An 18,859-nucleotide genomic window follows, 5' to 3' on the forward strand; every position below is an offset into this window, starting at 1 on the left:
GTGTTTGAGGAAAGGTAACCGAATAGTGCGACGTCGTGACGCCCGCCCGCTGGGCCCCGGCACCGCTGCTCCCGATGCGGCGCGCCATGGGGAGGACCCCGAGGGAACCCCGCGCCACATGAACGCGCCCAAGGGGCTCCCGTTGTGGCTAAAGATCGTTACCGGCCTCGTATCGGTGGCTCTCGTTGCCGGCGTTGCTTTTGCAGCCTTCTGGTTTATCCGGCTACAGACCAACATCACCAAGGCCCCGCTTTCCGCTGCCGAATCACGCGATAGCAGTGATGCCGTGGTCAATGACAAATCGGACCGCCTGCAGATTCTCATCCTCGGGTCAGATACCCGTGATGGGAAAAACTCCCAGTACGGCAACGCGGACGATTCCACGGGCTACGGCCACTCGGATGTCATGATGCTGCTGGACATTTCTGCGGACAATAAACGGGTCAGCGTCATGAGTTTCCCGCGTGACCTCCTGGTCGATGTACCCCAGTGCACGGACCATACCAACAACCAGACGTTCCCCGCGCGGAGCGGCGTGATGATCAACGAAGCCATGGCAGAAGCCGGAATAGGCTGCGCTGTGGACACCATCAACAAGCTCACCGGCCTGGAAATAGATCACTTCATGATGGCCGACTTCAACGCGGTCAAGGAACTCTCCAAGGCTGTCGGAGGCGTGGATGTGTGCGTCAGTGATCCCGTCTTTGATCCCGACTCCGGTCTTCGTTTGGCGAAGGGCAATTCCCAGGTCGAAGGCGAGCAGGCACTGGCGTTCCTGCGTACCCGGCATGCCTTCGGCGACGGTGGCGATCTGGGCAGGATCAAGGGCCAGCAGGCATTTCTGTCATCACTGACGCGGAAGCTGAAGGCCGACGGCACGCTCGGCAACCCGCAAAGGCTGCTGCAGATCGCTGATGTCGTCACGCAAAACCTGACCGTCGATGAGGGCTTGGCGTCGGTGCCATCGCTGTTGACGATTGGTGGAAGGCTGAAGGACATCGATGTGTCCAAGGTCGCGTTCGTCGCTGTCCCCACCCAGCCCGCTGCAGTGGACCCCAACCGGTTGGAGCTCGTTGAGCCCCAGGCATCACAGCTCTTCGCAGCCCTCCGCGCCGATCTGGACCTGACAAATCCCGGAGCAACCTCAAGCCCGGCTCCAACAGCGCCCGGGGACGGAACACCTTCGGCGGCGCCTACCACCGCTGCCCCTCCAGTCCCGGCTTATAACAAAGCCATCCAGCCAGTGGCGGTCGCCAACGGCAGCGGAGTTGGGACCAGGGCACAGGAAATCCTGGCGACCTTGACCGGCAATGGATTTACACAGTCAGTGTCATATTTGGCAAACCCAGTGGAGAAAACCGTGGTCTACTACGGTCCGGACTTTGCTGATGTTGCTACGGACGTCGCCACGCTGTTCGGCATCCCGGCGGCACAGGTTCAGCAAGCCCGGGGAGTTTCGGGCGTGCAGCTCTACGTGGGTACGGACTTCGCAACGGGGACAGCCTATGGGGCGGCCTCGGTTCCGCCCGATGTGGTCAACCAGACGGCCAAAGAAGCAGTCTGCCAACAGGTGAACCCGCTCTACATCACGCAGTAGCAGTCGGCGCGGCATAACGCAGTAGCAGTCAGCTTGGCATCACGCAGTGGCAGTTGGCACGGCGCAATGGCGCCAAGGCGGGACCAAAGACGAATGGCCGGACCCCGGGTTATCCAGGGGCCGGCCATTCGTTGTAGTACCTCTACCAGATGCTGACTCGGTCCTCAGGTGCCATCCACATCCGGTCTTGATCCTTGACCTGGAATGTTTCGTGGAAGGCGTCGAGATTCCGGGCAATGGCATTGGTGCGGAACTCGTTGGGGGAGTGTGGATCGGTAGCAAGCCTGCGGATCGCTTCTTCGGTGCGGATCACCTGGCGCCAGCCGGCAGCCCAGGACATGAAGAACCGCTGCTGGCCTGTGAAACCATCCAGGACCTCAGGCTCGGCACCATCGAGGCTGAGCAAGTAGGCCTTATACGCAATGGTGAGGCCGCCCAGGTCGCCGATGTTCTCACCCAGGGTCAGTTTGCCGTTGACCTTGTGGTCAGGTGCCGCGTAGGGGGATAGGGCGTCGAACTGGGCAACCAACTTTGCCGTGCGGGCTTCGAAGGCCGTCCTGTCCTCTTCTGTCCACCAATTGCGGAGGGCTCCGCTTCCGTCGAATTGGGATCCCTGGTCATCGAATCCATGCCCGATCTCATGTCCGATCACAGCACCAATGCCGCCGTAGTTCACGGCGTCGTCTGCTTCTGCCGTGAAGAACGGCGGCTGGAGGATAGCGGCCGGAAACACGATTTCGTTCAGCATCGGGTGATAGTAGGCGTTCACGGTCTGTGGCGTCATGAGCCACTTGTCCAAGTCCACCGGCTTGCCGATTTCATCCAGGTGGCGATCGACGTCGGCGTCATGCGCCCGCTCAACGTTACCCAGGAGGTCATTGGGGTCGATCTCAACGGCGGAGTAGTCGATCCATTTCTCAGGGAAACCAATCTTGGGGCGGAACGCGTCCAGCTTCTTTAGGGCTTCGGCCTTGGTGTCCTCACCCATCCACTCAAGGGAAGAAATGCTTTCGCGGTAGGCCGCGATCAGGTTGCCCACGAGGGTCTGCATTCTGGCCTTATGTCCCTCAGGGAAATGGCGCTCCACGTAGATTTGGCCCACTGCCTCGCCAAGTGCTGCTTCGACGACGGCCACACCGCGCTTCCAACGCTCCTTGTTCTGTGGCGTGCCACTGAGGGCAGTCCCGTAGAAGTCGAAGTTCGTGTCCACAAACTCCGAGGACAGATAAGGGGCAGCAGAGCTGAGCACCCTCAGGGTCAGCCATTCCTTCCAGACGGCAAGGGGTTCCGATTCCAGAAGCGCCGCCGCGCCGTCAAAGAAGTCCGGCGTGCTGACCACGATCTCGCCGCGTTTGCCGGCATCGACGCGGCCGGCGTCAAACCAGGTATCCAAGAGGGGGAACAGCTTCGCTGCTTCTTCCGCAGTTTTCAAGTTGTACGTCTTTTGGGGATCCCGAAGGGTGACGTTGTCCCAGTGGTGGGATGCGAGGGCCTTTTCCAAAGCAACGATGCGGCCAGCAGCGGCTTCTGCGTCTGCAACCCCGGCGAGGCCGAACAACTTGGCGATGTATTCACCGTAGGCAGCCACAATCGGCGCAAACTTTTCATCGCGATAGTAGGACTCGTCCGGGAGGCCGAGGCCGCCTTGGCCTATGTACAGAAGAATCCGCTCCGGGTTTCCGGCGTCGGGTGCCGGGTAGATGGAGAACAAACCGGACACGTCGCACCGGAAGAGCCGGCCCAGCAACGCCGCAAATTCCTCTGCAGAACCCACGGACTGGACTTCCTTGAGTCGGTCCTGCAAGGGTTCGAGTCCTTTGGCCTCGGCCGCGGCCTCATCCATGAAGCTCGCGTAAAGTCCGCCGACCTTCTGTTCGATGCCGGAGGCTGATGATCCCTTGTTCGCGGCTTCCTCGATGATCGCCTTGACAGCCAGTTCTGCCTCGTCCCGCAGAGCGGTGAAGGTGCCTTCCAGCGGGCGGTCGTCAGGGATCGTCGTGCTGTTCAGCCATGCACCGTTGACGTGCTGGTAGAGATCGTCCTGCGGCCGGACGCTGTGATCGATGTTGGAAAGAGTGATCCCCGACTGTGGCACTGTGGCTCCTTGAATGGACGCTGCAGCCGGCGTTGCCACCGTCGCTGCGTCTGCATAGTGGACGTTGCATGAGGTGTTGCAATGTCATCATACGCACCGTGTTACTGTGAACTTGTGCGTGCGGGAATGCTTCTTCTTAGCTGCCGCGGCGAGGCCTGAAAGCTATCTGAAAGCTGGGCCACCCTCGCCGCGGAGTTTAGTTGTGCCCGGCTAAGCTTTCATTTAGATCTTAGAGAAAAGGCCAACACGACATGCGTAATGCACAAAAGCCCTCCGGTATGCCGATTCACCGCTACCTGCCCTTCCAGGACCAGATCACTGTCGAAGTTCCGGATCGCACTTGGCCGGACAAAGTCATCACCAAGGCTCCACGCTGGTGTGCAGTGGACCTGCGCGATGGCAACCAGGCGCTGATCGATCCCATGAGCCCGGCGCGCAAGCTGAAGATGTTCCAGCTGCTGGTCAACATGGGATTCAAGGAGATCGAGGTTGGGTTCCCCTCCGCATCCCAGACCGACTTTGATTTCGTTCGGCAGCTGATCGAAGGCGGCCATATTCCGGACGACGTCACTATTCAGGTCCTCACCCAGGCGCGTGAACACCTGATCGAACGGACCTATGAGTCCTTGGTGGGTGCCAAGCAGGCGATCGTGCACCTGTACAACTCCACTTCTGTGCTGCAGCGCCGGGTCGTCTTCAACCAGGACGAGGATGGCATCCTTGATATCGCCCTGCAGGGTGCCCGCCTGTGCAAGAAGTATGAAGAGACGCTGACCGATACCCACATCACCTACGAGTACTCTCCGGAGTCGTTCACCGGAACCGAGCTGGAGTATGCAGCCCGGGTTTGCAACGCGATTGCAGATGTTTTTGAAGCATCAGCGGACAAGCAGGTCATTATCAACCTGCCTGCCACGGTGGAGATGGCTACTCCGAACGTTTACGCCGACTCCATTGAGTGGATGCACCGCAATCTGCATCCCCGCGACGGCATCATCATTTCGCTGCACCCGCACAACGATCGCGGTACCGGCGTTGCTGCCGCGGAGCTCGGCTATCTGGCCGGAGCAGACCGCATTGAGGGCTGCCTGTTCGGCAATGGGGAGCGCACAGGAAACGTTGACCTCGTCACCCTGGGCCTGAACATGTTTGTCCAGGGCGTGGACCCCATGATCGACTTCTCCGACATCGACGAGATCCGCCGCACGGTTGAGTACTGCAACCAGTTGCCGGTTCCCGAACGTTCGCCCTATGGTGGCGATCTCGTCTTCACTGCCTTTTCCGGCTCGCACCAGGACGCCATCAAGAAGGGCTTCGAAGCACTGGAGAAGGATGCTGCAGCGGCGGGCGTGCCCGTGGACGACTTCACCTGGCAGGTTCCGTACCTGCCTATTGATCCCAAGGACCTGGGCCGAAGCTATGAAGCTGTCATCCGGGTCAACTCGCAGTCCGGCAAGGGCGGCGTCGCATACCTGCTGAAGAACGAGCACAACCTCGACCTCCCGCGGCGCGCCCAGATTGAATTCTCCGGCGTCATCCAGCGCCGGACAGACGCTGTTGGTGGCGAGGTCAGCGGAGCGCAGCTCTGGCAGATCTTCCAGGACGAATACCTGCCCTCCGATGAGGAACAAGCCCAGTGGGGCCGGTACTCCTTGGGCAGCGTAAGCACCGAAACGGACGAGTCCGGCGCCATGACCATGAACGCGAACCTGCGGATTGATGGCGTGGAGGTGCGCAGGACGGGCCACGGTAATGGTCCAATCGCCGCGCTCCTGGACATCCTGCACCACGACGGCGTTGATGTCCGGGTGCTCGACTACAGTGAACACGCATTGTCAGAGGGCGGCAGCGCAAGTGCGGCTGCTTATGTTGAGTGCGCGGTGGGCGAACGTGTCCTCTGGGGCGTGGGAATCGATCCCAGCACCACTACTTCCTCACTCAAGGCACTCATCTCTGCCGTAAACCGGGCAGTTCGGGACGCCCGGGCCTAACGCCTGGACCGTGTGGTGACGGGAAAATACCGTCACCACACGGTCTTGTGTCCTTCTTGGCAACCGGCTTAGTGCGAAGATTAGTTGTGGCCAATCCCTCCTCATTTGCAGCACGGTCCTACCGGGACGATGCCGTTGTGCTCCGCACCCATAAGTTGGGCGAGGCAGATCGAATCATTACCCTGCTGACCAAGCATCATGGGCAAGTCCGTGCGGTCGCAAAAGGTGTGCGGAGGACCACCAGCCGTTTCGGGGCCCGGCTGGAACCGTTCATGGTGGCCGACTTGCAGCTTATCTCTGGCCGAACTCTGGATATCGTCACCCAGGCTGTTGCCAAAGGCGCCTATGGGAGCAGCATTGCAGCGGACTATGGCCGCTTCACTGTAGCTGCTGCCATGACGGAGACGGCCGAGAAGCTTACGGACGCGGACGCCGAATCCGGCACTGCCCAGTACAACCTCCTGGTGGGTGCCTTGGCGGCGCTCAGCCGCTCGGACCATGCTCCAGAACTTATCCTGGACTCCTATCTCCTGCGCGCGTTGGCCACTGGTGGATGGGCGCCGAGCTTTACTGATTGCGCCCGGTGCGGCAAGCCCGGGCTGCACACGGCCTTTGCCGCACCACTGGGTGGAATGGTGTGTGGCGATTGCCGCCCTCCTGGCTCACCGGCCCCGGCGCCGGAAACCGTGGTTTTGCTCGGAGCCCTCCTCACCGGGGATTGGAGCGTCGCTGACGCCTCGGATTCGCGGCATCGACGCGAAGCAGCTGGACTGGTGGCCAGTTACCTGCAATGGCATTTGGAACGCGCCTTGAAATCACTCAAACATGTGGAGCGAAGCTGACTGTGGCACTTGGAAAGAAAAGCAAGACAACCCGGACACGGACTTCGCCCGTAGTGGCCCCTTATGGACATCCTTCAGGTGCCGTTCCGCCCAATATTCCAAGTGAACTTATTCCGCAGCATGTAGCGATTGTCATGGATGGCAATGGGCGTTGGGCCAACCAGCGGGGATTGCCACGAATTGAGGGGCACAAGGCCGGCGAGCCGGCACTGCTGGACGTTATGGCCGGAGCCATTGAACTAGGCATCAAGTACGTTAGCGTGTATGCGTTTTCCACCGAGAATTGGCGACGATCCCCGGAGGAAGTCCGCTTCCTGATGGGATTTAACAAGGACGTGCTACGTCGCCAACGGAACCAGCTCGATGAATGGGGGGTCCGGATCCGCTGGGCCGGTCGCCGACCCAGGCTTTGGGGCTCGGTGATCCGTGAGCTTGAAGAGGCCGAGGAATTCACCAAGGCCAATGACACCTGCACGTTGACCATGTGTGTTAACTATGGTGGCCGGGCAGAAATCGCCGACGCCGTCTCGGCCATAGCCGAGGATGTTGCCGCCGGGCGACTCAAGCCGGGATCGGTGACGGAAAAGACCATCCAGAAGTACCTGGACGAGCCCGACCTTCCCGACGTGGACCTCTTCCTGCGCAGTTCCGGGGAGCAGAGGTTGTCAAACTTCCTGCTGTGGCAGTCCGCATATGCCGAATTCGTCTTCATGGACACGTTGTGGCCGGACGTAGACAGGCGCACCCTTTGGGACGCCGTCGAGATTTACGCCAAGCGGGATCGCCGCTACGGCGGGGCAGTCGACGCAGCCCCGGCCGCAAATTAGCATGGGCCTGCTACTTCAATACGGGTAGGACGAAAGCCAGACCGACACGTCATGGTACGCCTGTTGACGGATGGTCCTCCGCGACAAGAAGATGTCGTGCAGCGCCCCTGGGTAGCGGAACACAGCCGTTCGCCTGCCCAAGCCCAGCGCGCGCCGGGACGTCTCCTCGACGTCGATCACGGCATCGGCCCTCATGAGGTCTGACGTCCATTCCGCCTGGATCCGGGTCCGGCCCGATAAAAGGACCAGTACCGGAGCATCGATGTTGAGTTTTCGCTCTACCGTTTTATGGCCGGCAAGCACTGCCTTTGTCCAACCGGCGCGGATGGGGAATGAGGCGCGCGGACGCCAGATGGGATCCAGCGGCCACTCGCCATGGGCCTGGTTGCTGACGCTCTCCCAGTACGCAGGCATCTCAGGGAACCTGAACGGACGCTTGGGGTCCGTTCGCGCGAAGGGCTCCACCAGGTGCATGGCGATGCTGCGAACCAGGCTGCTGCCCTGGAGCTCCAGCCAAGGCGAGTTCAGGACAAGTGTCCCGATCCTGCCTGGATGGCGGTCCGCCCACAAAGAAGCAATCAGACCTCCCAAGGAGTGCGCGAGCATATGAATGGTTGGCGACGCTGGACTGTTGGTCCGGGCCACAACGTCTCGTTCGATCTCCAGTAAGGCTGCTTCGATGTCTTCGTCGTAGACAGCCAGATCGGTTGTGTATCCGGGCGTCTGGCCAGGTAACAGGCTCCGCCCAAATTTCCGTAGGTCCAGCGCATAGAAATGAAAGCCGGACGCCGTCAGGTACTCGGCCAGTTCGGTCTGGAGGAAGTAGTCAGCCCAGCCGTGCAGGTAGAGAACCACTCGTGGCGCCCCCGTGGGATCCACTGACGCCGCACGTCGCCTGCGTTGCGTGAAGGTGGAGAAGAAATCAAGGATGCCGTGAGGAGTTGAAGCTGTGACGGGCGGGGCATGCCTGATGAGTGTTGCCTTGACAGGGCCCTCCTCGTCAGGAGAAAGGGGGAGTTCCAGACGCTCGTATCCGGCGCCCAGGATGTCAGGTTGCCACAGGGATACCGATTCTTCAGTGGTGGTCATGTGTCCCCTTCCTGCCGTACCTGCGGCAAGTCACTTTCCATATATCCGCGAATCCATCGTGAAAGCCTCGCGTAGGCATCGGCCCGGACGTTGGGTGCGGACAGGAAGACATCATGCAGCCCGCCATCCACTCTTTCCAGAGTCACGCTGCGCCCCAAGGCCATGGCACGCAAAGCGATGATCCCGACGTCCAGTACAGCATCCGAACGCCGCATGGACTCCTGCCACACCATTCCGTTGGCGCTGGCTGCCGATGTCAGAACCAGGACCGGGATGTCCAGGTCCAGGCCGCGTGCAACCTGTGAGTGGCCGGCCAGGACGGCGCTAAGCCAACCGGCCCTGACGGGAAAGGCCAGGGGTGGCCGGTACTTTTCATCCAGCGGCCATTCGCCTTCGGCGGTATTGCTGATGCTACGGAAGTAGAATCCACGCTCCGGCAGCCTTAAGACCATCTCGGGCCGGACTCTGGCAATGGGTCCCACCATGGCTTGTGCGGCACGCCGTACGATCGAGTTGCCGTGCATCTCAAGCCAGGGGCTGTTCAGGATCAGGTATTGAACTTGGCCTTGGTGTTTGCTCGTCCACAGCGCCGCGATGAGGCCGCCGGTGGAATGGCCCATCAGTGCAACGCCGTTGAGGCGGGATCCCGGGCTGTCGCTGCGGATGACCTCGATGGCGCGGCTTATTTCGGCGTCGTAGTCGCCAAGGTTGGCCACGTAACCGCCTGGCGAACCTGAAGTCAGGCTCCGTCCATGGTTATGCATGTCCAATGCATAGAATTCGTAACCGTGCCCTGCCCAAAACCTGGCAAGTTCCACGTTGAAGAAGTAGTCGCTCCAGCCGTGCAGGAACAGCAACGCACCTTGCGGGGCTTGGCCGTCGTGAGTGGCCGACTCAGGCCGGTGGCGGACAAGGGTCGCACGGCGCACCACACCGTCAGGTCCTTCCACGTCCAAGGCGCATGACTGGAAGTCCATTCCCAGTATGTCGGTCGACCAATCCATGCCTTCAGCTTAGACACTCGCCGCTGCATGGCGTCCCGCGGCCCTGCCCGTGAAAAGACATCCACCCAGGAAGGTGCCTTCCAGTGCCCTGTACCCGTGGATACCGCCTCCGCCGAAGCCCGCCGCTTCACCGGCTGCGTAAAGGCCCGGGATCGCCCGGTCTTCCTGGTCCAGGACCCGGGATCGGAGGTCAGTCTGCAGCCCTCCCAAACTCTTCCTTGTGAGGACGGACAGCCTGATGGCAATGAGTGGTCCGTGGGCAGGATCCGCCAGGCGGTGTGGGGGAGCCACGCGCATCAGTTTGTCAGTGGCAAAACGGCGGGCCGCGCGGATAGCAGCCAATTGGGGGTCCTTGCCCAGCCCGCTGGCCACTTGAAGGTCGCGGGCGCGCACCAGCGCGTCCAAGTGGTCAGCGCTGACCAGTTGATTTCCAGCGAGTGCGTTCATTTTTCCGGCAAGGTCATGAGGCGAGGATCCCTGAATGAAATCGATGCCTTTGTCCAGGAAGCGTTGTATGGGAGTATCGCTGCCTGGTTTCAGTCGCGAAACGAGCAGTGACACGTCCCTCCCGGTCAGGTCCGGGTTCTGCTCGGATCCGGACAGCGCTAGTTCCTTGAGGGCAATGGTGCGATTCAGGACGAACCACGAATAGCTGTGACCGGTGGCGACGATGTGCCGAAGCGCGCCAAGGGAATCGAAACCCGGAAATAGAGGCGCCGGCAACTGTTGCCCATCCGCATCCAACCACAGGGATGACGGACCGGGAAGGATGCGGATGCCGTGCTTGGGCCACACCGGATCGTAGTTGTGGATTCCTTCGGGGTAGTGCCACATGCGGTCTCCGTTCACCAACGATGCACCGAGGGATTCCGCTACAGGAAGGAAATCACCATCCACTGAAGCGGGAACTCCGCTGAGCATGTCCAACGGTGCAGCGTTGCCCGGCCATTGCCGACGCACGGTCTCGTGATTGCCGCCGATGCCGCCGGTGGTCACTACGACAGCGCCGGCCCTGGCCTCGAAATCCCCGACGGCGGATCGCGAGGACGCTTGGCCGCGCACCGCCGTCGAGGGTTCCAGTATCTGGCCCGTGACGCCCGCCACCCGGCCGGCCGTCGTCGTTAATGAAGTAGCCCTATGCCGGAAGTGCAGCGATACCCTTCCGGCCTGGACGCCTTCCTGTACCTTTGCTAAGAACGGCTCCAGGAGGGCGGGGCCAGTTCCCCACGTAACGTGGAATCGCGGAACTGTGTTTCCATGTCCCTGGGGACCATAACCCCCGCGTTCTGCCCATTGCACCAGAGGGAAGATGCCGACATCGAGGCTCTTCAACCAGGCGCGCTTCTCACCGGCCGCAAACTGGACATATGCTTCGGCCCACTGCCGCGCCATCGCATCGTGTTGCCGGTCAAAGCCTGCGGAGGCCATCCAGTCCGAGAGCGCCAATTCAGCGCTATCCCTGACACCCAGCCGGCGCTGCTCCGGGGTGTCAACCATGAACAAGCCCCCGAAGGACCAATGCGCCTGTCCACCCAGCGATGCCGCTGGTTCCTGGTCCAGGATCGCCACGCGCTTGCCTGCCGCGTAGGCGGTTGCCGCCGCTACCAGTCCGGACAGCCCTGCACCTACAACGACGACGTCGGCGAGGATTCGATTCCCATGATCTGCATCACGATCTTGTAGCGGCATGCGTACATGCTAGCCGCAGGCAAGGTCACGGGTTTGGTGTGTTGTCGGTAAACCGGAAAACTAGGACCATGCGTGTTTACCCCACCTTCTTCAAGCTCGCCTTCTCCTGGATGGATGCCGAGAAAGCCCACAAGATCGGCTTTCAAGCGATCCGCGCGGCACACCGCACCGGTGCAGGCCGGGTCCTAGCCAGGATCACAGCTCCGGATGCGTCCCTTCGAACGGAGGCTTTTGGGTTGACGTTCCCCTCTCCCTTCGGCCTCGCGGCCGGCTTTGACAAGGAAGGTCACGGAATCGAAGCACTGGCCGATCTTGGGTTTGGCCATGTGGAGGTCGGAACCATCACCGGGCAGGCGCAGCCGGGCAACGAAAAGCCGCGTCTGTTTCGATTGATTGAGGACCGCGCCGTTATCAACCGGATGGGCTTCAACAACGACGGTGCAGCAGCAGTGGCTCCGCGGCTCAAGTCGGCGAAAGCTGCACTTCAGCGCCTGCATGCCGATGTGCGGCCCGTTATTGGTGTCAACATCGGCAAGACGAAAGTTGTTGAGCTGGATGAGGCCACAGAAGACTACCTCGTCAGCGCCCGGAGCCTCGCTCCCGCCGCGGACTACCTGGTGGTCAACGTCAGTTCGCCCAACACACCGGGACTTCGGCTGCTCCAGAACGTGGAAACTCTTCGGCCGCTGCTCCGGGCCGTGGGGGATGCCGCAGATGAAGCTGCTGGTCGCCACGTTCCCCTCCTCGTCAAGATTGCGCCTGACCTGAGCAATGAGGACATCGACGACGTCGCCCGGCTTGCGCTTGACCTCAAGCTGGACGGCATCATCGCAACCAACACCACCATTGCCCGGGACGGCCTCGTCACTGATGCTGCGAAGGTTGGATCACTGGGAGCCGGTGGGCTTTCAGGTGCCCCGTTGAAGCAGCGATCACTGGAGGTGCTGCGACGACTCAAGGACGCCGTGGGGGATCAGCTCGTACTCATTGCCGTGGGCGGCGTGGAGTCAGCCCAGGATGTCCAGGACCGTTTGAATGCAGGGGCAACCTTGGTGCAGGGCTACACTGCGTTCCTTTATGAGGGCCCGTTCTGGGCGTCACGCATCAACAAGGGCCTCGTCAAGATCCGTAAGCGCGGCGCGCTGGTCTAAGGCTTCCAAGCAGGACCCAATACGAGGACCCCGTAACACGAAGACCCCGTAACACAAAGACCCCGGACCAATGGTCCGGGGTCTTCGTGTAAGTAGTGGGTTGGGGCCTCTTTGGCGTGGCGCTAGGAGGGGTATTGGCCGCGCTTGACCTGTGGCTTGGGGAGGCGAAGCTTGCGGAACTGCAGCGCGCGCATGCATCCGTACCAGACTGCGCCTCGCTCGACGTCGCCGAACTTTTCGCCCAAGCGCTTGCGCAGCTTGCGCGAGAGGATGAAGGCATCCACAATGACAGCCAGGAACATGATCCAGAATCCAACCAGGACGTAGGTGATCTGTGAACTGGTGGCTGGGACAATCAACGAGATCACCACGAAGAGCAAGGCGCCAAACATCAGGTATTCACCCAGGCTGAATCGGGCGTCGACGTAATCCCTAACGAAGCGTTTCTGGGGGCCTTTGTCCCTCAGCGGGAGGTACTTTTCGTCGCCCGTGTCCAACGCCTGCCGCATCTTCTGCCGCTGGTCCTGAACCGCGACGCGTTCGGCCTCCTTCGAAGCTTTGCGGTCAGTGGGCACCAAGGGGCGCTTGCGGGCGGCCTCCTGGTCCTTCCGCTTCGGCGTAGGGGCGCCCTTTCCGGCACCCGGCTCCTGGGCGGCGGCATGGGCCTGGTCTACTACTGCTTGAGCGCTGGGCTCTTCCTTTTTGCGTCCGAACACCCATACAGAATACCCCGCAGGAAGGTGGCGAAGATTACGGACGTCGGTGGTCTTCTTCCCGCGTGGGAGCCCATCGCGCCTTCCTTCGCCTTCCCGTGGTCGGCTGTAAAGTTTGGGCATGACATCAGAACATGCGGAGATCCCGCAGAATCAGCGACGGAACTCCGGCCACAGCACTGAGCGCCCGTCGTCGAACGAGGCCATCCACTCCGAAGTTGTGGACGCTTTGGCTAAAGCAGTAGATGAATCATTTAGCGCGACTCTTGGCTCCTTGAAGGACCTCGTCAGTATCCCGGGAATTGCGTGGCCAAGCTTCGACCCCGCCGAACTGGATCGCAGCGCCGAAGCTGTCGCGTCCTTGGTAAGGGCCGCGGGAATGGACGATGTCCGAATTCTGCGCTGTGACAAATCGGATGGCACGCCCGGCGGCCCCGCCGTCGTCGCGCGCCGTCCGGCCCGCGACGGTAAGCCCACGATTCTCTTGTACGCGCACCACGACGTCCAGCCTCCAGGTGACCGGACACTATGGGCCTCCGAGCCTTTCATCGCGGAGGAGCGGGAAGGCCGGCTCTATGGTCGCGGCGCGGCTGACGATAAAGCCGGCATCATGGCCCATATGGCGGCTTACGCTGCTGCGACGAAGGTCCTGGGTGACGAGTTTGGCCTCGGCGTGACTTTCTTCTTTGAAGGCGAGGAAGAAGCGGGCTCGCCCACCTTCAGGACATTCCTTGAGGAACATCGCGAGCTTCTCCGCTCCGATGTCATCGTGGTGGCGGACTCCAGCAACTGGAAGGTCGGCATTCCGGCCTTGACCACCAGCCTGCGCGGGCTCGTGGATGGCACCTTCGAAGTCCGCGTGCTGGAGCACGCGGTGCATTCGGGAATGTACGGTGGGCCGGTGCTGGACGCCCCGACCCTGCTGTCCCGCCTCATCGCGACCCTCCACGACCACGAAGGAAATGTGGCTGTGGCCGGCCTCGTTGGAAATGACGACGTTGCGGTTGACCTGACGGAGGCCGAATACCGCGCCGACGCGTCAGTGCTCGACGGCGTCAAACTCGCCGGAAGCGGAACAATCGGTTCACGTTTGTGGACCAAGCCGGCATTGTCCATTATCGGCATGGATGTTCCCGCCGTTGCCGTTGCCTCAAATACGCTCATTCCCGCAGCCCGGGCCAAATTCAGCATGCGCCTGGCCCCTGGGCAGGATCCCGACGCCGCCATGGAGGCTTTGCGAAACCACGTTGAGTCCCACGCACCATTCGGCGCCGAAGTAACATTCACGCCGGGGGAGCGGGGCAATGCCTTTGCGACCGATACCTCATCAGCAGCTGCCAGGGTTGCGCTCTGGGCCTTGGGGGAGGCCTGGGGAGTCCAGCCGGTGGAAATGGGAATCGGCGGCTCCATCCCGTTCATTGCCGACCTGACTGAGGTGTATCCCGATGTCCAGATCCTGGTCACCGGCGTCGAAGATCCTGATTCCCGGGCCCACAGTGCCAATGAATCATTGCACATCGGCGATTTCCGTCATGCAGTGCTGGCGGAGTCGCTGATGCTGGCGCGGCTTAACGCCGAAGGCTTGGACCGCTAAGCAGCATGCTGTTGGATTTCCGGCTGTCTTCCTGCAACGCCAGGCACGCCGGGAACAAGTAATTGCAGTCTGTGGTTACGTCAGGAGTTATAGCTCAGCGTCTGCGCGACGTAGCATGGAGCTATAACCCGTACGTAATTGGGTAAGGGCAGGCTGCGTTCCGGCGCCGCCGCCAGGAGCGTCATAAGAAGGTAGGCCAATGAGCACTGCAACCAACGAAAACAGCACCGGAGCACAGCTCGTCCCCGACGAGGAGCTTCCCACGCACGAGGTCAATCTGACCGATGTCGCAGCAGGCAAGGTCCGCAGCCTCCTCGAACAGGAAGGGCGCACCGATCTGCGTCTGCGTGTTGCAGTCCAGCCGGGCGGCTGCTCCGGCTTGATCTACCAGCTCTACTTCGACGAGCGCCTTCTCGACGGCGACGCCGTCCGCGACTACGACGGCGTTGAAGTGGTAGTAGACAAGATGAGCGTCCCATACCTGAGTGGGGCCAGTATCGACTTTGAGGACACCATCTCGAAGCAGGGCTTCACCATTGATAACCCGAACGCCGGCGGGTCTTGCGCTTGCGGCGACTCGTTCCACTGACGTGAGCTATCGCCGCATGTCGGCGCCCCTCTGCATGCGTTCCAATGCATTCGGAGCCACGGCGCCGACATGTGCGCGAAAACCGCTTCATAGCGGTAAGCTCTACATCGGGTAGTAAAACTTTTAGTGTGCCCGGTGGCCTTTGGCCTGCCGGGAGACAGCAACAAGAGGAAGGGCCGTCTGTGAGTTCGCAGAACCGAACCGGCAGCCGACGCATAAAGATCACCTCGATCACTGGCTTGGCACTAGCCAGCGCGTTGGTTTTGACCGGATGTTCACCAGAGGTAGAGAAGGGTTGGCTGCCAACTGAGCGCGGCACGACCAACCACACTGACCGGATCATGGACCTCTGGGTCAACTCATGGATCGCCGCCTTGGCAGTCGGTATCATCACGTGGGGCCTTCTGGTCTGGTGCATCATCGCTTACCGCCGCCGTAAGGGCACCACGGGTTTCCCGAAGCAGCTCAGCTACAACCTGCCGCTTGAGGTCTTCTATCTGACCATTCCGCTGTTCATGGTGCTGGTGTTCTTCTACTTCACCGACCAGGACCAGCGCGCGATCGATGACCGCTCGCAGCCGGCAGACGTCGTCGTTGACGTCCGCGGCAAGCAGTGGGCTTGGGACTTCAACTACAAAAAGGGCGAGGTCATTAACGAAGACCTCCACGAGGCCGGCGTTCAGGCCCACCTGACCGGCAACGAGGTCAATAAGGACCTGCTCCCAACGCTGTACTTGCCCGTTGGCAAGTCCGTTGACCTGGAGCTTAACTCCCGCGATGTCATCCACTCTTTCTGGGTTCCGGCCTTCCTGCAGAAGCGGGACATGATCCCCGGCAAGACCAACTACATCAGGTTCACTCCTACCAAGGAGGGCACTTTCGATGGCAAGTGCGCCGAACTCTGCGGTGAATACCACTCCGAAATGCTGTTCCGCGTCAAGGTTGTCTCCGAGTCTGAATTCCAGGACCACATGGACAAGCTTCGCCAGGACGGCAACACGGGCCTGCTCGGTGCGGAATACGACCGCAACCCGGACCTGATCGAAACCAAGTAAGGGGAGCGACGTGGCTACTTACACTCAATCCGCCGGGACCCTTGAGGCTCCCGTAGTTCCTAAATCCAAGGGACGCATAGTCGTCAACTGGATCACCTCCACGGACCACAAGACCATCGGGTACATGTACCTCATCGCGTCTTTTGTGTTCTTCTGCCTCGGTGGCGTCATGGCGCTGTTGATCCGTGCTGAGCTGTTCGAACCCGGTATGCAGATCCTGCAGACCAAGGAACAGTACAACCAGATGTTCACGATGCACGGCACCGTGATGCTGCTGATGTTCGCGACACCGCTCTTCGCAGGCTTCACGAATGTCATCATGCCGCTGCAGATTGGCGCCCCCGACGTCGCCTTCCCGCGATTGAACGCGCTTGCCTTCTGGTTCTTCCTCTTCGGCTCCACCATTGCTGTGTCCGGCTTCATCACGCCGCAGGGTGCTGCATCGTTTGGCTGGTTCGCGTATGCGCCACTGTCGAACACCACCTTTACGCCCGGCGTCGGTGGTGACCTGTGGGTATTCGGCCTCGCACTGTCGGGCTTCGGCACCATCCTTGGTGCCGTCAACTTCATCACCACGATCATTTGCATGCGAGCCCCGGGCATGACCATGTGGCGTATGCCGATCTTCACCTGGAATGCCCTGGTGACGTCCATCCTCGTCCTGATGGCCTTCCCGCCGCTGGCCGCAGCCCTGTTCGCCCTCGGCGCGGACCGTAAATTCGGTGCCCACATCTTCGACCCCGAAAACGGCGGCGCCGTTCTCTGGCAGCACCTCTTCTGGTTCTTCGGCCACCCGGAGGTATACATCATCGCCCTGCCGTTCTTCGGCATCGTGTCCGAGATCTTCCCGGTGTTCAGCCGCAAGCCGATCTTTGGTTACAAGGGCCTTGTCTACGCAACCATCGCAATTGCCGCGCTGTCCGTCACCGTGTGGGCACACCACATGTACGTGACCGGGTCTGTGTTGCTTCCGTTCTTCGCTTTCATGACCATGCTGATCGCGGTGCCCACCGGCGTGAAGTTCTTCAACTGGATCGGTACTCTCTGGCAGGGCTCCATTACCTTTGAGACTCCGATGCTCTGGAGCATTGGCTTCCTGGTGACCTTCCTCTTCGGTGGCCTCACCGGTATTATCCTGGCGTCGCCGCCGCTGGACTTCCACGTTTCGGACTCGTACTTCGTCGTTGCCCACTTCCACTACGTCGTCTTCGGCACGGTTGTGTTCGCCATGTTCGCGGGCTTCTACTTCTGGTGGCCGAAGTGGACCGGCAAGATGCTGAACGAGCGCCTGGGCAAGATTCACTTCTGGCTTCTCTTCCTTGGCTTCCACGGCACCTTCCTTATCCAGCACTGGTTGGGTGTTGAGGGCATGCCCCGCCGTTACGCCGACTACATGCCGCAGGACAACTTCACCTGGATGAACCAGTTCTCCACGATCTCGTCCTTCGTCCTGGGTGCCTCGCTGCTGCCGTTCTTCTGGAACGTCTACATCACCTGGCGCAGCAACAAGAAGGTCGAAGTTGATGACCCTTGGGGCTTCGGAGCGTCGCTGGAATGGGCAACTTCCTGCCCGCCGCCGCGCCACAACTTCACCTCCCTGCCCCGCATCCGTTCTGAGCGCCCGGCACTGGACCTGCACCACCCGGAGCTGGCCCAGGTTCACACCGCCCAGTCCCCGGACCCGGCAGCAGTGCTGCTCGGTAACGCTGACCAGAAGGACGTTCGCAAGTGAAAATCGAATCGTGGCTCTTTGGAGCAGGAGCATTCTTCTTCGTCCCCGTCGCCATCGCCTACGGCCTCCTGACGGAATGGCATGAGTGGGTCGGCGTTCTAGGCATTCTCCTCGTTGGCGGTCTCGTGGGCATGATCGGTGCTTACCTGGGCTTCACTGGCAAGCGGATCGGCATGCGTCCAGAAGACCGTCCCGATGCTGAAATTCACGAGGGCGCGGGCGAACAGGGGCACTTCAGCCCTTGGAGCTGGTGGCCGCTGGTTCTTGGCATTGCATGCGCAAGCGGCTTCCTGGGCCTCGCGGTGGGTTTCTGGATCACGTTCATCGCGGGTGGCATTGCAGTTGTGGCACTGGTCGGCTGGGTCTTCGAATACAGCCGCGGCGACCACGCCCACTAACTAACAGCAGAACAGCATAAGACGACGGGCCCCACCAAAAGGTGGGGCCCGTCGTCGTTATGTTGCCTCTTCACATGGTTAGCTGGACGTTAGGTAGTCTCCAGCGCCGTCACTGGCCTCTCACCGGCTCTCAGTGCCCTCCAGGACGGCAGATAGACCCAGAAGGGCGCTATTAGCGGCGGAGACACTTTGATTGCCCTGCAGGGCGTCCACGGCTACCTCAAGAAGTACCTCGCAGCCATGGCCAAAGTCTTCTGTCATTACTTCCAAGAGGGAGCGTGCGTCCACCGGCGGCCCGTCAGGCTTCCGGATGGTAACTGGCAACCCAGTGTCAGTTACGGCACGGACAAACACAGCTGCCGCTCGCGCATGCAACCCTATTTCTGCTGCGACGAAGGATTTCTGCTCCGGCAAGCCAGCTCCTTTGCTAAGACGGAATCTCCGTCCGTGAAATTCGATCCATACAAGCGTAGCCGCCGCTTGGCCTGCACTC

16 protein-coding genes are annotated in these 18,859 nt (G+C 61.0%); 10 read left to right on the plus strand and 6 right to left on the minus strand.

All coding sequences use genetic code 11. From position 1 onward, the window contains the following. Positions 1-25 precede the first annotated feature (25 nt). Entirely contained in the window at positions 26-1,597 is a 1,572-nt protein-coding gene (locus KSW38_RS14425; RefSeq protein ID WP_216925599.1) for an LCP family protein, read from the plus strand. Positions 1,598-1,739: 142 nt separating this feature from the next. Here KSW38_RS14425 and KSW38_RS14430 read toward each other — a convergent pair whose 3' ends face one another. Further along, on the minus strand, positions 1,740-3,692 hold the full coding sequence (locus KSW38_RS14430; RefSeq protein ID WP_216925600.1) for a M13 family metallopeptidase: 1,953 nt from the start codon (positions 3,690-3,692) through the stop codon (positions 1,740-1,742). Between the two features lie 251 nt (positions 3,693-3,943). Between KSW38_RS14430 and leuA the strand changes: the two genes are divergently transcribed. The 3 genes from leuA to KSW38_RS14445 all read left to right on the plus strand — a co-directional run bounded on the left by leuA (position 3,944) and on the right by KSW38_RS14445 (position 7,352). Next, positions 3,944-5,683: a 2-isopropylmalate synthase gene (gene leuA / locus KSW38_RS14435; protein ID WP_216925601.1), complete on the plus strand. Its 1,740-nt coding sequence runs from the start codon at positions 3,944-3,946 to the stop codon at positions 5,681-5,683. Between the two features lie 86 nt (positions 5,684-5,769). Then, positions 5,770-6,525: a DNA repair protein RecO gene (gene recO, locus KSW38_RS14440; RefSeq protein ID WP_216925602.1), complete on the plus strand. Its 756-nt coding sequence runs from the start codon at positions 5,770-5,772 to the stop codon at positions 6,523-6,525. A 2-nt stretch (positions 6,526-6,527) separates the two neighbouring features. Then, on the plus strand, positions 6,528-7,352 hold the full coding sequence (locus tag KSW38_RS14445; protein WP_216925603.1) for an isoprenyl transferase: 825 nt from the start codon (positions 6,528-6,530) through the stop codon (positions 7,350-7,352). Positions 7,353-7,367: 15 nt separating this feature from the next. Here the strand turns inward: KSW38_RS14445 and KSW38_RS14450 are convergent, their stop codons facing one another. The 3 genes from KSW38_RS14450 to KSW38_RS14460 are packed head-to-tail and all read right to left on the minus strand — an operon-like array spanning position 7,368 to position 11,134. Continuing rightward, positions 7,368-8,441, minus strand: coding sequence for an alpha/beta hydrolase (locus KSW38_RS14450; protein WP_216925604.1), 1,074 nt, complete (start codon positions 8,439-8,441; stop codon positions 7,368-7,370). Beyond that, positions 8,438-9,445 carry an alpha/beta hydrolase gene (locus KSW38_RS14455; protein ID WP_216925605.1) on the minus strand — a complete coding sequence of 336 codons (1,008 nt, stop codon included), beginning with the start codon at positions 9,443-9,445 and terminating at the stop codon, positions 8,438-8,440. The genes KSW38_RS14450 and KSW38_RS14455 overlap by 4 nt, the downstream gene beginning before the upstream one ends. A gap of 9 nt (positions 9,446-9,454) precedes the next feature. Continuing rightward, positions 9,455-11,134, minus strand: coding sequence for an FAD-binding dehydrogenase (locus KSW38_RS14460; protein ID WP_216925606.1), 1,680 nt, complete (start codon positions 11,132-11,134; stop codon positions 9,455-9,457). A 68-nt stretch (positions 11,135-11,202) separates the two neighbouring features. On the opposite strand from KSW38_RS14460, the gene KSW38_RS14465 reads away from it, so the two are divergent. Beyond that, positions 11,203-12,285, plus strand: a complete 1,083-nt coding sequence (locus tag KSW38_RS14465; RefSeq protein WP_216925607.1) for a quinone-dependent dihydroorotate dehydrogenase — start codon at positions 11,203-11,205, stop codon at positions 12,283-12,285. A gap of 122 nt (positions 12,286-12,407) precedes the next feature. Here KSW38_RS14465 and KSW38_RS14470 read toward each other — a convergent pair whose 3' ends face one another. After that, a complete protein-coding gene (locus KSW38_RS14470) occupies positions 12,408-13,001 on the minus strand; it encodes a DUF3043 domain-containing protein (RefSeq protein ID WP_216925658.1) in 594 nt (197 codons plus the stop codon). A 118-nt stretch (positions 13,002-13,119) separates the two neighbouring features. Here KSW38_RS14470 and KSW38_RS14475 point away from each other — a divergent pair, with 118 nt between their 5' ends. The 5 genes from KSW38_RS14475 to KSW38_RS14495 all read left to right on the plus strand — a co-directional run bounded on the left by KSW38_RS14475 (position 13,120) and on the right by KSW38_RS14495 (position 18,366). Then, positions 13,120-14,592: a dipeptidase gene (locus KSW38_RS14475; RefSeq protein WP_216925608.1), complete on the plus strand. Its 1,473-nt coding sequence runs from the start codon at positions 13,120-13,122 to the stop codon at positions 14,590-14,592. A gap of 199 nt (positions 14,593-14,791) precedes the next feature. Then, on the plus strand, positions 14,792-15,181 hold the full coding sequence (locus KSW38_RS14480) for a HesB/IscA family protein (RefSeq protein ID WP_216925609.1): 390 nt from the start codon (positions 14,792-14,794) through the stop codon (positions 15,179-15,181). A 182-nt stretch (positions 15,182-15,363) separates the two neighbouring features. Continuing rightward, the gene (gene ctaC, locus KSW38_RS14485; protein ID WP_216925610.1) at positions 15,364-16,236 is read left to right on the plus strand and encodes an aa3-type cytochrome oxidase subunit II; all 873 of its coding nucleotides are present in this window, start codon (positions 15,364-15,366) and stop codon (positions 16,234-16,236) included. A gap of 10 nt (positions 16,237-16,246) precedes the next feature. Then, on the plus strand, positions 16,247-17,968 hold the full coding sequence (gene ctaD, locus KSW38_RS14490; RefSeq protein WP_216925611.1) for an aa3-type cytochrome oxidase subunit I: 1,722 nt from the start codon (positions 16,247-16,249) through the stop codon (positions 17,966-17,968). Further along, complete coding sequence (locus KSW38_RS14495) at positions 17,965-18,366, plus strand: cytochrome c oxidase subunit 4 (protein ID WP_216925612.1); 402 nt, start codon at positions 17,965-17,967, stop codon at positions 18,364-18,366. Before ctaD ends, KSW38_RS14495 begins: the two co-directional genes overlap by 4 nt. A gap of 120 nt (positions 18,367-18,486) precedes the next feature. Here KSW38_RS14495 and KSW38_RS14500 read toward each other — a convergent pair whose 3' ends face one another. Continuing rightward, the gene (locus KSW38_RS14500) at positions 18,487-18,780 is read right to left on the minus strand and encodes an HPr family phosphocarrier protein (protein ID WP_216925613.1); all 294 of its coding nucleotides are present in this window, start codon (positions 18,778-18,780) and stop codon (positions 18,487-18,489) included. Positions 18,781-18,859: the final 79 nt, after the last annotated feature.

This window comes from Paenarthrobacter aromaticivorans (assembly GCF_019038615.1).
Classification (GTDB): Bacteria; Actinomycetota; Actinomycetes; order Actinomycetales; family Micrococcaceae; genus Arthrobacter; species Arthrobacter aromaticivorans.

Coding starts and splice junctions, on each gene's coding strand:
- leuA (WP_216925601.1), top strand. CDS start 3,944: ATGCGTAATGCACAAAAGCCCTCCGGTATGCCGATTCACCGCTACCTG.
- KSW38_RS14480 (WP_216925609.1), top strand. CDS start 14,792: ATGAGCACTGCAACCAACGAAAACAGCACCGGAGCACAGCTCGTCCCC.
- KSW38_RS14450 (WP_216925604.1), bottom strand. CDS start 8,441: ATGACCACCACTGAAGAATCGGTATCCCTGTGGCAACCTGACATCCTG.
- KSW38_RS14475 (WP_216925608.1), top strand. CDS start 13,120: ATGACATCAGAACATGCGGAGATCCCGCAGAATCAGCGACGGAACTCC.
- KSW38_RS14460 (WP_216925606.1), bottom strand. CDS start 11,134: ATGCCGCTACAAGATCGTGATGCAGATCATGGGAATCGAATCCTCGCC.
- KSW38_RS14455 (WP_216925605.1), bottom strand. CDS start 9,445: ATGGATTGGTCGACCGACATACTGGGAATGGACTTCCAGTCATGCGCC.
- KSW38_RS14465 (WP_216925607.1), top strand. CDS start 11,203: ATGCGTGTTTACCCCACCTTCTTCAAGCTCGCCTTCTCCTGGATGGAT.